Genomic DNA, 14990 nt, shown 5'->3' with positions numbered 1-14990 from the left:
TTAAATGGATGGGGATTGACAGAAATAGACGATCGAGGAAAAACCAAGGGTGAGCAACAAATAAATTGCCCAAACTTTCCACCCATTCTTTGCAATAAATGCTAGAATCAGTAGGGTTACCCAAAGTATAAACCCACCAAATACCAGGGTATAAAGTACAGATGCCTTATCCCATAGGAAGGAAAGGGCAAGAAAAAAGGACGCTGTAACTAAATAGCCTCCTACGAGACCAGCTGTAATCCTTGAAAAGCGATGAAGAAAATTGGGTGATAGGTGTTTTTTATTGGCTGGCATGACTATAGTAATTCAAGGATAAACAATGCAACAAAACCAGTAAAAAGCCATCCAGTTTTAATCCAGCCTAGCGGAGAAATTATTACTACCAGACTCCCTATCATCATTAGGATACATGTGAATGCGAAGCTACCTGAGCCTATTCCCAAAGCGAGAATCGACAATACAAGCCCAATGGCTAATAGAACAGAACCTAAAACTTTCGCCAATTTTTCATTGGATTTAAACCATGTTTCCAATAAAGCAGGCCGTACAAGAGAGGCCTTGTGAGACGTTTGGTAAAAAAATTCAAACCCTGCAAGGGTAAAAATTGTGCTTAATGTTATCATTATATTTATCTTTCTCTGATGCTATATTTAACCTGTACCAAGCAAGAGGATTTGTGATCGCTATTGCCAATTATTTATTCGTTTACTCAACTGTTCCAAATTCAATGAATAGAAACATCAGAGCGACCACGAAGCAATAATGGTCGCCCTAATGAAAAAAATCAGCAATAAAAATATAGGATCAAAGCTTAAAAATCACGTTAAAAAGTACCCACTGTCATTTTCGGAAATCACTCCACCTCAATCACTTGAGTAGCACATCTCCAAATTGCCTTTAACCCTGAAGGGTCGCCAGCTTTCAATTTGTCTGTATAGGTTACTTCTGCGAAATATTTTCCATTGCCCTCCATCGTTGCTTTGGCTTGGCCTTTTTTCCCCGTAAGAATTTCCTGATTTTCCTTATCTGGTCCCAAGACTTTGATGGAAGCATCAGATAGGGCATTCCCTTTATAGTTTACCAGGAAAGTCGATGATTTTGGTTTTCTTGACAGTGAAAGATCTGCTTGCTGATTTGAAACCTTTTTCCCTTTTCCTGACCATACCTGAGCGAAAGCATTGAACTGATAGGCTGTGGTCCCCTTTAATACCTTGGCCGTGTGGCTTATTTGCAATTGGTACTGGCCTTTTTCTTTCACTTCAAAACTCCCTTCAAAATGAGCTGCTTTTGCTATCGGCTCCAGTTTGATTTTCTTCCCTGATGGGCTGATTAACCAAAGCTCAAAATCCTCCACATCTGAATACCAATCTGCTACAGCTTCGATGGCATTTTCATGGTAATCCGCATAATACACCTTGAAGTCATGCGTCTTTCCAATTTCTGTGCTGGACGAAGTATGTATCCACAATGCATGCGCTTGAGTACCAAAAGCGAGCAGGGAAAGCAATAGGGTCAGGTAAACTGTCTTTGTTGTTAACTTTTTCATTTTTTTATTTGCCTTAAAGTTTTCGAATCATTTCTATTAATTGAAGCTGTTCATTGGCTTCAATGGCACCAGCCTTTAGTGTGTAAAACTCCTCTTCCGAAAATGTAAATTGAATGTCATGGTGATAGGTTTCGATGAAAACCCTATCAACTCCATCAAGGCAAGGGAATTTGTAGAGATCAAAATCCAACTGTTTCAAATACCTGATGAAAGCCGCAAAGTTTATCTCGTCGAAGCCAATCATTACTTGATGGTACATCAGTCCCATTCTGCAACAATCCACACATTTGGTGAAAATGAAATCCTTGTTTTGATAGATTATTTCGGTTTTACATACTGACATTTTCGGTTGTTTAGAGTTTGATAATTCTCTTATTACTGATTATGCAATATTTTTGCTCATGCGTTCAGCCAATATCATGAAGACAAAAAGATCGTGGAAAACAGTTTTTATGGCTAGCATGCTACATTTCTAATGAATTGGGGCCTGGGGTTAATTGCCACATCTGCTGGCCGGAACATCGCGACAATTCACCCAGGACTTAAAATTTTTCTTTAGGAGAAGTTAATCTGCAGGATCCAGATAGCTGATGGCAGTAATTTTACCACCTTCTACTTTCAAACCTTCTTTGGCCGTAGCGGTATTGGCATTGAATTCATACACCCAACTTCCATCCTCGGTAGTGATCCCTATATAGGCCAGGCCGTCCTTTGCAGAATAATTATTGATCGTCACATTTACGATCGAAGCTTCTGCAGGAGTGCCAGTCACCCAAGTGAAAGTCTTGTTATATACATCAGCTACACCGAAGCGCTTGCCAACAGTATAAGCACCTTTCTCTTTATTCATGGTTACAATAAATTTACCGTTACCTGCATAGGTGTTTGCTGTGATGTAATAATCATCAGCCAATTCCTGCACATTGAAATAATAGGATTCGTCAAATGCTAATGTTCCCTTATTTATCCGTGTGATGGCTGAAGGAAGCGTCGAAGTCATTTCCCCATTAGAGGAAGCTACGGAACTTGAAAAACCATATGCATCACCCTGCTCATCCACTTCTAGGCCTGAAAGAAAGTACCTGCCAAGAAAACTGGTTCGGTCATCTTTAATTACTGTATTCAATTCCATGCTCGGGTAATCAAACACTGCAACCCACGAACTATCAGGGTAGCTTGTACCAAAAGTGTCGTTGCAACAAGACTTGATGCTGAAGTAAGGGGCAAAAAGTTTGTCACCTACCTGAGTCACCCAAGAGAAAAATGCACGTTCACCGTTATTGGCTATTTCTTGCTGATTCCAAGTGCCTTCATCTACGATCTGCAATTGATCAGCATCCATTCTATACCATGAGGCAAAAGGATTGGTCTCGCTACGGCTTATTTTCACCATCACGATATCATCGTCCATCGCACCAAAAGCCTGTACTGTTTCTGACTGGAAATCAGACAATTTTTCCAACTCACCTTCGGCATTCAATTCATAAGTAGTTACGGCACCCGGATTTCCCTGCCCGTAAAGCATGCTGAAGAACTTGTTTTTGTGCGTTACATAATAACGGTAGGTCCCGTCTTGTTCCACACCATTTCCTAGTGTGCTCACTGTTCCTTCGGTTAGGCTTTCAGCAGTCAAGAGATAATCCGCTACTCCATCAGAAGAGATAGGAGTGGATGCAATGATATAGCGGCTTTCAGCGGTCGGTTGGCCAGGGTCTGGTTCGGGATCATCTGTAGGATTACAGCTAGAGAATCCGACAGTCATGGCTGCCGCAAAAGCTAATAGGTAGTTAAAATTAGTTTTCATAATAATTAGTGTGTAAGAATTAATAAATAAAATATCTTATTTTGCCTGAGAAGCTCCGCCCTGGTTTCTGCAAGCTGAAATTGTCATAGAGTTTACTGTCCAGTAAATTTTTGCACTCAGCAATCAGCTGAAGTCTACCTTTTTCTCCAGTGGTATAAGTGAGATTGACATCATGAGAAAGCTGCTGTGGCACATCGAATTTCTCAGCTCCCAGGCTGGGCCAGTAGAGGTAAAATGCATGCACATAAAGCAGATTGTATCCGACGTTGAGGTCGTTCCCTTTGCCAAAAGCATCTTGAAGCATCAGACTTGCATCAGCATTCCCAAAGAGGTATGGCATATTTGGCACCCTATCACGATAGACTATGCTCGAAGCCGTTTGCCCTTCTTCAAATTCCGTATTGTTTCGAAGATTTTGATATGTAATATTGGCACCAGCAGAAAGCAGGTTCTTATAGGTCCAGCGGATTTCCCCTTCTACACCGATATTGGTCACGCTGTAGAGGTTGTCCATCACCTGCATCGCTTGGTTGTTATTGAGTCTGGCACGAATGAAATCTTTTGCGTCACGGTAGAAACCATTGGCAGAAATATCAACCCGGTGATCTCTGTTGAGTTGTTTCCAGATACTCAGACCCAAATTATAGTTGTAACTGGTTTCTGGCTTTAGGTCCAAATTCCCCTGCAGGTTCACCATGTCACCAAAGAGTTCTTCTGGCTCCGGTAGCCGGTAGCTTTTCTCAAAAGAGGCTTTGGCTTGAATATTTCCTGTGATAAAATAGGAACCAGTAATCCCATATCCCGGGTAGGTGAAATTTTCCCTTTCGTTGCGATAGGCCACATCTCCATAATTCCCTGTGGGATTATAAGACAATGTGAAATAGTTGGTCTGCTTGTAGATTTTAGTAAATGCTGAAACACTGGCCTTCTCTTCCCAATTCAACTGATAGCTTAAACCTGTTATATTCTTTTGACTTTTTCGAGGTTGTTCGTATTTGTCATTCTCTGGATTAAGTGCATCGCTCCCAATTCGATTAAAACTATTGAATACATTGCTGATGGCAAACGTATGAATCCCAAAGTTGTAATGGGCATTCGCCGTGAGGACAGCGTTGTTGTTATTAAACTTGTAGCGTGTATACGAGCGCTCTCCTCCTGGCACATCATATTCTTTGTACTGCTGAAACCAGTTGTAGCGACGATTGACCGTATCGATGTTTTGTTCAGAGCCAAAATTGTAATTGGCATTCACATTTAAATCCAAGCCCTTTGTGATAAGGTCTCTCTTTTGATATTTAAAGGTCGGCATGAGGATTGTTCCTCTGCGGTGCCACTGTCCAAAAACCGACACCAAACGAGCTCCAGTCTGTACTTCTGAGTAATTTTTCCCAGCTGTCAGGCCAATTAATAGCTTGTCTGCATAAGATTTCCCTTGAACACCAAGTTGTGTAATCACTGTCTCATTGTGATAGGTGTCATGAAACCTTCGCACACGCTGATTGGGGTAATATTTTCCTGTTTCTATGTCCGCTACATCCACATCCACCCAATAGTTGTTGTCAGAATAGTTCTGAAAAGCATTCAATTGAAATGTAAAGCCAGATTCTGCTACAAAAGCTGTATTGATGACGGACCTATGGGTATTGAAGGAACCATAGGAATAGGATGCATCTACATAGTTTTTTCGAACGTTTTTTGTAACAATATTCACTGCGCCGCCCAAGGCATCTGCCCCCAGGCCGATTGGCACTACACCTTTATAGACCTCTATGCGCTCGGCAAGGTTGATGGGGATATTGTTGAGCTGAAAGGAGGAACCAAAATCATCCATGGGAATCCCATCAATAAAAAATTTCACCTGCTTGCCTGAAAAGCCATTAAGGGAAAAATTCATTCTCGAGCCAACGCCACCACTTTCCCTAACCCTTACACCTGAAACCCTATCGAGTGCATGCCCCAAATCAAGGTTGGTATGGTGGAGCTTTCTGGCATCTACCACTTCTACATTAAAAGCCCGTTCCCTAATTTCACTTAACTCGGATTTCCCTAAAATGGTAAATTCCTGAAGGTCTGTGGTTTCCTCAACCAATTGAATTTTAAGCTCTTGGCCAATTGGCCCTGCTGCTATTACTTCTTGATGGATTTTGTATCCTAGAAAAGAAAAATCTAGTGTAACCTCTTTGCCGGAAGGCAAATTGACGGTGAACTTACCGTTGAGATCTGTGACGATGCCCGTATTTTGAGCGTGAACTTTAACCAAGACCCCAGGAATCGCTTGATCCTGTTGATCTGTAACTATACCAGAAAAAACCCTCTTTTGCTGTGAAAAAACAGCATGAGTTAATAAAAGGCACAGAAATACTAGTGACAATATTTTATTATATTGCATTGCTTTTTAATTGGAGAATTAGGAAGTGATTACCGGAAGTCTTACAGTTGCCGCTGTAAGGCTTCTTTTTTGATTATTGTTCTTATTGTTATTTAGATTAATTTTAAATTAAAACAAATCTAAGGCCTAGCCTTTAAGTAGCCAAACGTTTTAGTAATTAATTTGAAATTTTTTTTAACAGCAGTCTAGCCTCAAGATTGATCAGGAATATCACACAACAACTCCATGTTGAATATTCTTTAATAGGATTTAGGAATACCATTCCCACCACTAATTAAGATTGTTGAAACCATAAAAACTTTAATCGTTTATAGTTTAAACAATTAAGAAGGATAAAAAAGGAAAGCTACTTTGAGAGCAAGGCTTATATACTGGTAGACATTTGACGAATATTAATATTTCTTAAATCCAAACGATAAGCTACACATCATGTTGGATTGGTTCATTAAATAATTACTTTATGCATTAGCCAATTTCTCCTCTGTTTGAGAGGGGGGAGTTCTTGTCTTCTTTATCCCTTTTTGCTTTCTTTTTTCTGCCCCACCAAATTAAAAAACCGGTCATTGGCAAAGACGCTATTATTGCGCTCAAAAGAAATGCAAAAATTTTACCAGACAAACCCGCAATAGCACCAACATGAAGGTCATAATTGATACGCATTACTTTATCTCCAATGGAAGCTTCATCAAAACGGTTATAGATATGTTCTACAGGTAATTCTTTCAATGTGTTTTGGTCAAAATACCGGTAATCCATCTTCCAATATGTAGAGGCGTCAGGATTGGCATTGGCAGCAATGGCCGCATTTTCAAATTCAGGAGGATGTACTTCAATCCACTCAGCATTTGGATATAGGTTTCTCATTTTCATCCATACGGCATCCAGTGCAGGAACAGCATCCTGGTACACGGATGTTGAATCGGAAAGGGGAGTATAATACTCCACATAATTATCTCCAGCCGAACTTATGAAAAAAACAGTATTGCGAAACCATTCAAAACCCCAAACCAAACCAGTAATAGCGAAAATACTGGCAAAACCCATTACATAAAAGCCCATCACTTGATGCAGGTCATAATTTTTTCTCCTCCATCTTGCCTTCCATTTGATTTTAAGACTGCTCTTAAGGTTTTTCTTTTTTCTTGGCCACCAAAGTATTAAACCTGAAATAACCATAAACAAAAACACAAGTGTAAAAGAAGCCACCACGGGTTGCCCAATGGCTGGTGGCAACCACAGGTAAAAATGTCCGTCCAGGACTAACCTGAAAAAATCAGCATAAGCATCTTTTACCTTTAAAACCTCACCCGTATAAGGGTTGACGTAGACAAAATAATAATAATGTTCTTCAAAACTATAATAAATTGCCTGAGCTGCCCGATCTGGCGTAGCATATAAAACGGCATGTAAATGCTTGTCAGGCAATGCGACATCTGCTTTTTCCCAAATGGCAGTAGGAGGTAAGATGGATGAATCTTTAGGTGTCACAAACCGGTAGGATTGGGTTAAATCCTGGATTTCAGATTGAAAAGCATAAATACAACCTGTTACAGCCACAATAAACACTACAAGCCCGGAGCTTAATCCGAGCCATAAGTGAAGTTTTGCAATTGCTTTTTTAACCTTCATTAAAACCTATAGTTTAAACTTAGGGAAATGTTTCTTGGATTTTGAGGCGTCACCGTAGACCAACCCGAGTAATATTTTTGGTCGGTAATGTTATTTACCTTCAAAGCCAGAAAGTATTGGGATCCAGTATAATTTACAGAAGCATTAAATACCTGATAAGCTGGCAAAGCAAAAGAGCCAATGTTTTCTCTATTGATGGTCAGGTATTCGCTTGCTGTATTGCCTCCCAACCCAAGTCCAAATCCTTTTAAGTCTCCTGACAAAAAGGAATAACTGGCCCAAAAATTAATGAGTTGTTCTGGCCCTGCTTCTTCTGGTCTCAGACCCAAATAACCACTTTCCTCATAATCCCTGGTTACCTCTGCATGGTTTTTACTGTATCCAGCTACAAGGTTTAAACCTTCTATTGGACTGGCTATCACACTAATTTCTAAGCCTTGACTTTTTACCTGCCCACCCTGAATAACGTTATTGATATTTTCAGGATCGGTCATTACCCGATTGTTAACATTAATATGATAATAGCTGGCCGTGGCGGCTACTTTGTCATTATAAAGATTGGTCTTCACCCCTAGCTCAATCTGATTGGCGTTTTCTGGTGAAAAGGTTTTTAGTCTTTGGTTACTCCCATTGGCGTCAGCTACCGACCTCGGGGCCACATTTACAAATCCATTCATATAGTTTCCAAAAACAGAAACTTTATCTTGAATGGGTTGGTATACGAAACCAAATTTAGGTGATAAGGCCGTTTGCGTTTTTGCGCCATCTGCAGCCCAATTTCCGGTTTCACTTTTAAAATTGTCAACCCGAACGCTCGCCATAACTGAAAGCTCTGGAAGTACTTCTGCCACATCTGATACATAAGCACTCATTATGCGAGTTTTTCCAGTAGTATTCCCTTCAAAGGAATTTTTCAGCAAATCGTCTACACCCGCCTGAGTCAATACACCAGTATCAACACCATCAGAAAGGGTAACAGCGCCATTTCCTACCCATCCCGTGCTGCCATTGAACAGTGAAGATTCGTAATAATCAAGTCCAACGACCAATTTATTAGGTATGGTTGCCAAGTCAAAATCACCTATAAAGTTTTGTTGAATGTCCGTTGTCAAGGTTTGCCCGTTTCTATCAGAAATGTATCGGGTGAAACTGTCTCCATTACTATCATCAAATAAATAATGATAATAGCCATCAGATTTTGTTGCACTACGGGAGACAACTGTTTGCGAAGTCCAATGTTTTGTGATTTTGTACAGGCCTTGGGCCTGTAATCCATAAGAAGAATTGTTAATCCCCAATTCATTACCAGTAAAAGAACGGTCATAATTATTTTCAAAAAGATCAATTTCTGAAAAAGTAATTGGATTAGATCTGTTTAAGAAAATCATAGGAGCATTTACAGAGGTAGTATTCAAAAACTCGGTATTGATCAAGAAGGTAAGTCTTTCACTGGCTTGGAATTTAAAAGAGGGGGCAAAGAAGAATGATTCGCTACCGCCTGCATCCTGAAAAGTATTACTGTTTTGATAAGCCGTATTTACCCGAATGGATGAGGCTTCGTTAAGAGGCGTATTTATATCTGCAGTAAGTCTATTCAATCCAAAACTACCCGTTATTAACCCTATTTCTCCTTTAAATGAATCTCCTGGGCGCTTTGTTGTAATATTAATCAAGCCACCATAGGAAATTACAGCACTTCCAAAAAGTGTTCCGGATGGTCCCTTTATCACATCCACACGTTCCACATTGGCCGGATCGAGTCCTCCGTTGTTTAGACTGGGCATTCCATTTACCATGGTCGGCTGTACAGAGAAGCCACGCATGGAATAATATTCAGCACCATCACCGCCCCTACCGGTCGATTGCCAAAGACGGGCTACACCGGTAGCATTTTTTAAGGCATCGTTCATATTGGTTACCACCTGCTCCTTGAGCAAACGTGAGGATATGGAATTATAAACTTGTGGGTTTTGAAGATCTGTTAAGGGTAATTTAGCTACTGTAAAAACACTGTCTGCATAATATCGGTTGGTGCCAACATCCGTAACAATTACTTCTGCTAAATCTGAAGCCGATTCCTCCAGACTAAAAATGATAGCCAATCTTTCTCCCGGGGATAAATGAATATTCTTTTCTTGCCTTTTGGCACCTATGAATGACGCAAAAATGGTATGTTCCCCCGGTTCAATATTGTTTATTTCAAAGCCTCCGTTTCGAGCTGTAGTTCCCCCTTTTGCCAGACCCACAATACCAACGTTCACATATTCAAGTGCCTGACCATCTGAAGTGGTAACTACCCCATATATACTCGCTTTTTGAGCATAAGTAATGGAAAAACCAAATAAAATTAATCCTATAGTTAGTAAAATGCTTTGTTTCATTGCTTTATTATTTTTTCAAAACTAATAACTGGATAGATTCCAAACAAGTTTATTTGGAATTAATCTAAATAAAATTCAAACCTTCTTTAGGTTTATAGATTAATGACAAAACATAATTTACCTGATGCCCAAAAATTGAGACAGTGCAGTACCAGTGCAAAGTTTTGAAAAATAGGGAAAAATGGTGATTTTACTAGGAATTCACTAAAAGTCAGAAGGACTTCAGTTAATATATCCTACAGTGCTACAGTTAGGGTTAGCCCTTTGAATTTTAAGTGATTAGAAATAGGCAGGGAAGTATTTGTTCTTTTTATCCAATCACACCATTTATTCTAGCAAAGTCAAATATATCAATGTTTTAAGGTGGAATTTAGCACTATTTTGGAGAAACCACGGGCCCAAATGCATTTTTTTTTAAGGTAATGACATTTATCAAGCAATAACCTCAGTGGTATAACATTTTTTGCTTTTCAAAACTAAATATATGCTTTGTTAATTTTAATAGTTATTTAATTGGTTTTTTATTAGTAAAAGAAATAATACCACAGTACTTTTCGAAAACAAAGTAGTAAAACATACATTAAAGTATCTTTTTTATCATGAATAATCCGAAATTTTATTTGATCAACAGCTTCGCAATTGTATTGCTACTTACAGCAGTCTCTTGTGTGACATCTGATCATGAGGATTTAGCACCGATTGATAAAAGCATTCCTTCTGAAGAAATTTCAGGAATGATGGGACTTATGGAAGAAGTTGACTTGATGGTAATGTCCACCATGCAACAGAACCTTAGCGAACAGCGATTGATACCCTTATTGGATGAGTTAAGCTGTCCAGGTACGATTATTACCAGGAACGACAAAATTGGTCAAGTAAAAATTGATTTCGGCAGTGGTTGCGTAAGTGGCCTTGGCATGGAAAGAATAGGAAATTTAACTATAAAATATTCAGGAGAAATATTAAGTAAAGGTAGCCTTCTCACCATAGATTTCGAAAATTTCTCTTTAAACGGCCATCAAATGAATGGAGAGAGAACATTAGAAAACCTGGGATATGATATAGCTACAAAGACCCTAAGATTCTCCTCAAGCATGGAAGATTTCAAATTGGTCAATTTAAATGGGCAAGAATTTAATTTAAGCCAAAATTACACCAGAGAATTGGAGTTTTCGACAGCATCGGATGGATTTAGAATTTATCTGAAAGGCAGTGGGTCTTTAACTACTGAGAATTATAGTAAGACAACATTTGAAATAGTACAACCTTTTAAATACATGCAGGAATGCATTGAATCAGGATTGTATGAACCTATTGAGGGAAGTTTACAAATTAGCAGCAATGCGGATCAAAATACAATAGTGAGCTTTGAATCAATTGGATGTAGTAGCTCATTATAAGGAATTAACATTGGATTTTTTATTATTTATTTTTGTTGTGAGGAAGATTGATTGTAGATAGTTGGTTATTTTTTAATGTAGGGTTTGCCCGGAGTCTCGAAAACTTGGTAGTAACTGAGACTCCGGCATTTTTTACCTATTTTTTTTCTACACTTTTTAATTCTGGATTACCCTCAGGAAAATAATGATGCACGTCTCGTTGTGGGAACGGTACTTCAATATTTTTTTCTTCCAAAGCTTCTTTAATATTCTCCATATTGTCCCAAAAAACTGGCCATAAATCACCCGCATCTGACCAGCACCTTACCGACAGGTCCAAAGAGTTATCTCCAAAATTAGTAAAATAAACTACCGGGGCTGGATCAGCATGGATTCTTTCGTCTTTCTTCAAAGTATCCAGGATGATTTTTCTGGTAACTTTTAAATCTGTTCCATAAGCTACCCCTACAGCCATATCCACTCTTCTAGTAGGTTTTTCAGAGAAGTTTGTAATGTTATTGTTCGCTAAATTCCCATTAGGAACGGTTACTACCTTATTGTCAAATTGCCTGATAGTAGTATAGAGAATATCAATTTTTTCTACTGAGCCAAGTGTACCTTGAGCCTCTACCGTATCTCCGATTTTAAAAGGTTTGAACACTAAAATTAAAACTCCGCCGGCAAAATTAGCCAAGGAACCCTGAAGTGCTAAACCTACAGCCAAACCTGCTGCACCTAGAATTGCAACAAATGCTGTGACCTCTACTCCCAAGGTTGCAAGCACGGCAAGTATTAATAACACATGAAGTAGACCACTTAAAAAGCTTTTCAAAAAGCTAGTCAGAGACTCATCTAAATCAGACTTCTTAAAAATTTTGTCTACTGCTTTAATTATTAGTCCTATTACCCATTTACCGACAAAGTAAACGACAACAGCGATAAAAATACTTTTCAATGCAAGTAAAATTAAAGGGGTAACAGTCTGGATAATCCCATCAAGGGAATTGGTATCAAATTCCATAAATTAAACTGATTTTTAATGATTTAATAAAAATTTAAAAATATATTTATCAAATCCAGCAAATAACTTGCCATCTAAAAGCCCAGTGCCATGAAATTGTGAATTTCTCGATTCCAGAGGCTTTTAAAATCAATTCCCAATCTGATTTTTTGAAAGACCTTAGTACAGATAATGGTGCATCATTTTTAACCATATTCGATTTGGAAAAACACCTTGTAAGCCATTTTATCGAATAATAGGCAAGGAAATGTCTGTGCAGATCATTGATTACAAAGCCAACCCTTGTTTTGCCTTTAAGGTTTTTTAAAATTTGAACCAACTGCTCTGAAGTGAAATGATGCGTAAACAAAGTACACGTTTGAATGTCTACAGACGTTTTAATAAATTCTGGATCAAAAACATTGCCCACCACAAACTCAATGGCCATGTTTTCATTTTTTACTTTATTCCTCGCCAAATCTATGATATTAGGGTTGGCATCGACTCCTATGATCTGCAAATCAAAACCCTTTTTAATCGCCCATCTTTTAATATGTATTGCCATATCTCCACCACCACAGCCAAGATCCACAATGGTCATGGGCTGATTAGTAGGTGCCCCCACTAAAATAGTAAGCCCAGAGGTGGTCACATTATTCCCTCCCAAAAGTTTATTGATTGTTCTTAATTCCTTTAATGTCTGAGCTAATTCTATGCCGCTGCATTCCAGATCATCCATTATTTCTTTCTCTTCACTTCTGCGCAAAAATTTACTCATGGCTTTTCTATTAGTAGGCATTCTAGTGTTAACCCGGGTCCAAAGCCCATTGCCAATATTTTCCCTTTTATGGATGCATCATTCAAAATAGCCTCCAAAACAAAGAGAATCGTCACTGAAGACATATTTCCAAATTCTTTTAAAATGTTGTGCGCATGCTGGTTTTGGCTTGCATCAATGCCGAATGCAGTTTCAATTTTATTCAATATTTGCTTGCCTCCGGGGTGAATGGCAAAATGCTTAATATTTGAAAGGCCAAATTTTTCCTCCAAACCATTTGCAAAGCTCTTGATTCCATTCTCCAATAGACTAGGAATATATTTGCTTAACTTCATTTGAAAGCCAAAATTGCCTATTGACCATGCCATGTCGCCAGCTCCATCAGGTATAATATTGGATTGGTAGTTTTCAATGTGCATCCCTTGGTCCCCTTGCTGGATGAGAACGGCAGCGGCACCATCCCCAAAAAGGGCATTCGCAAGTATATTGTCTTCATTGTATTCCTTCTGGAAATGAATGGTGCAAAGTTCAACCCCAACCACAAGCACATTTGCAGCTGGTTCACTTTTACAGATCCTATCCGCCATTTTAATTCCATTGAAAGCTGCATAGCAACCCATAAAATGAATGGCATAGCGTTCTACAGTATTAGATAATCCCAATCTGTTGATAATGTCCATTTCAACCCCGGGAGCATACATTCCCGTACATGAAATTAAAATTAAATGGGTGATGTGTTCAGGTTTCACTTGGGTTTGTGCCAGGCAATTTTCTATTGCCACAATGGCCAATTCAGGAGCTACCTTCTTAAATACCTCCATTCTACTAAGGGTATCTGGAAAAGGCTCAAGCAATTTATTTTTTGGAAAAAAGCTGAAGTCCTGAGGGTTGCTAAAATTAAAGTCCTTAAGTGCACTATACCTTTGGGCTATACCAGATTTCCGATAAACGAAGGATAACTTTCTACTTTCCTGGACATCTAAACCATGAGCCTTTTGCATAAAACGGCAGATCAATTCCTGTTCTATAGGTTTCCCGGGACTAGCAAGCCCTATGCTCTTTATTTGGCTCTTCATTGATTTTAGTTTAGCTTTAATTTATAGTACATTTCAAGATAAGTAAAAACCAATGACAAAGCGAATTGTTATCTCGCATAACGAATATGTTTAAAAAATCAAGCTGGGAGCACCTTCGAATTCCTTTTTCTTATTACCTGATGCCGGTTTTTTGGTTTGCTCTTTCTTCAGCAACTGATGCTCCAATTGTAAACATTCTAGCCGTAGGGGTAATTTTGCACCTATTCCTTTATCCTTCAAGCAATGGTTATAACAGCTATTTTGACAAGGATGAAAAAAGTATAGGAGGGCTCAAAAACCCTAAAAAAGTTACTATTGGTCTCTATTACCTATCTCTGGCTTTTTTTGGAATCGCTCTTATAGGCGCCTTCTTTATTAATAGCGCATTTTTTACTATGGTCCTCATTTACGGTCTGGTATCCATGGCTTATAGCCATCCTGCAATCCGTCTAAAAAAGTACCCTTACCTAAGCTGGCTAACAGCAGGATTTTTCCAGGGAGCATTTACATTTGGTATGTGTGTCATTGGATTTCTAGAAGGGAGTTTTAATCTACTATTTGAATGGGAAATTTTATTGCCTGCGCTATTTACTACCCTATTACTTCTAGGTTCCTATCCACTGACTCAGGTTTACCAACATGAGGAAGACAAAAAGAGGGGAGACCTCACCCTTAGTTTAATGCTGGGAACGATGGGCACCTTCTATTTCGCAGCCATTTGGTTTTTAATTGCAGGAATTACCTTCATTTGGTATTTTGTACACATAAATACTGAATGGGCTATCTGGTGGTTTCTTGGAAGCACTGCTCCATTGGTAATTTATTTTTTCATTTGGTTTAGCCTTGTACAAAAAGACCGAAAAAAATATGTCAACCATACAATGGCAATGACCATGAACAAAATCTCCGCCAGTACCTTAAATTTTTTCTTCATCTACTATTTCTTCGCTCAATAGCGACCGGTATTTTTTCATTTTATAACGAAAATTTGTTTATAGAAAAGCCAAT

The 14990-nt window shown here is 38.8% G+C and carries 13 protein-coding genes; 2 read left to right on the top strand and 11 right to left on the bottom strand.

Annotated elements, in window-relative coordinates; all coding sequences use genetic code 11:
• The 8 genes from AC0L7T_RS00520 to AC0L7T_RS00485 form a co-directional block, all read right to left on the bottom strand.
• Entirely contained in the window at positions 1-294 is a 294-nt protein-coding gene (locus AC0L7T_RS00520) for a hypothetical protein (RefSeq protein ID WP_473340282.1), read from the bottom strand.
• 2 nt (positions 295-296) lie between these two features.
• Entirely contained in the window at positions 297-623 is a 327-nt protein-coding gene (locus AC0L7T_RS00515; protein ID WP_473340280.1) for a hypothetical protein, read from the bottom strand.
• Between the two features lie 230 nt (positions 624-853).
• Complete coding sequence (locus tag AC0L7T_RS00510; protein ID WP_473340279.1) at positions 854-1546, bottom strand: hypothetical protein; 693 nt, start codon at positions 1544-1546, stop codon at positions 854-856.
• A 13-nt stretch (positions 1547-1559) separates the two neighbouring features.
• On the bottom strand, positions 1560-1889 hold the full coding sequence (locus AC0L7T_RS00505; RefSeq protein ID WP_473340278.1) for a DUF6686 family protein: 330 nt from the start codon (positions 1887-1889) through the stop codon (positions 1560-1562).
• Between the two features lie 222 nt (positions 1890-2111).
• A complete protein-coding gene (locus AC0L7T_RS00500) occupies positions 2112-3350 on the bottom strand; it encodes a DUF4374 domain-containing protein (protein ID WP_473340276.1) in 1239 nt (412 codons plus the stop codon).
• A gap of 19 nt (positions 3351-3369) precedes the next feature.
• Positions 3370-5739 (bottom strand): TonB-dependent receptor, encoded by a 2370-nt coding sequence (locus AC0L7T_RS00495; RefSeq protein ID WP_473340275.1) that lies wholly within the window; start codon positions 5737-5739, stop codon positions 3370-3372.
• A 465-nt stretch (positions 5740-6204) separates the two neighbouring features.
• Positions 6205-7368: a PepSY-associated TM helix domain-containing protein gene (locus tag AC0L7T_RS00490; RefSeq protein WP_473340273.1), complete on the bottom strand. Its 1164-nt coding sequence runs from the start codon at positions 7366-7368 to the stop codon at positions 6205-6207.
• A complete protein-coding gene (locus tag AC0L7T_RS00485; protein WP_473340272.1) occupies positions 7368-9749 on the bottom strand; it encodes a TonB-dependent siderophore receptor in 2382 nt (793 codons plus the stop codon). Before AC0L7T_RS00485 ends, AC0L7T_RS00490 begins: the two co-directional genes overlap by 1 nt.
• A gap of 599 nt (positions 9750-10348) precedes the next feature.
• Here AC0L7T_RS00485 and AC0L7T_RS00480 point away from each other — a divergent pair.
• Positions 10349-11149 carry a hypothetical protein gene (locus tag AC0L7T_RS00480; protein WP_473340271.1) on the top strand — a complete coding sequence of 267 codons (801 nt, stop codon included), beginning with the start codon at positions 10349-10351 and terminating at the stop codon, positions 11147-11149.
• 136 nt (positions 11150-11285) lie between these two features.
• Here the strand turns inward: AC0L7T_RS00480 and AC0L7T_RS00475 are convergent, their stop codons facing one another.
• Genes AC0L7T_RS00475 through AC0L7T_RS00465 form a run of 3 tightly spaced genes read right to left on the bottom strand, consistent with a single transcriptional unit; the run spans position 11286 to position 13982 of the window.
• A complete protein-coding gene (locus AC0L7T_RS00475) occupies positions 11286-12149 on the bottom strand; it encodes a mechanosensitive ion channel family protein (RefSeq protein ID WP_473340269.1) in 864 nt (287 codons plus the stop codon).
• A gap of 49 nt (positions 12150-12198) precedes the next feature.
• On the bottom strand, positions 12199-12906 hold the full coding sequence (locus AC0L7T_RS00470) for a methyltransferase domain-containing protein (protein WP_473340268.1): 708 nt from the start codon (positions 12904-12906) through the stop codon (positions 12199-12201).
• A complete protein-coding gene (locus AC0L7T_RS00465; protein ID WP_473340267.1) occupies positions 12903-13982 on the bottom strand; it encodes a type III polyketide synthase in 1080 nt (359 codons plus the stop codon). Before AC0L7T_RS00465 ends, AC0L7T_RS00470 begins: the two co-directional genes overlap by 4 nt.
• Before the next feature lie 86 nt (positions 13983-14068).
• Here AC0L7T_RS00465 and AC0L7T_RS00460 point away from each other — a divergent pair, with 86 nt between their 5' ends.
• Entirely contained in the window at positions 14069-14938 is an 870-nt protein-coding gene (locus AC0L7T_RS00460; RefSeq protein WP_473340266.1) for a UbiA family prenyltransferase, read from the top strand.
• Positions 14939-14990 lie beyond the last annotated feature (52 nt).

It is taken from the genome of Cyclobacterium sp. 10D3-21, from assembly GCF_055809755.1.
This window is presented reverse-complemented; position numbering and strand designations above follow the sequence as displayed.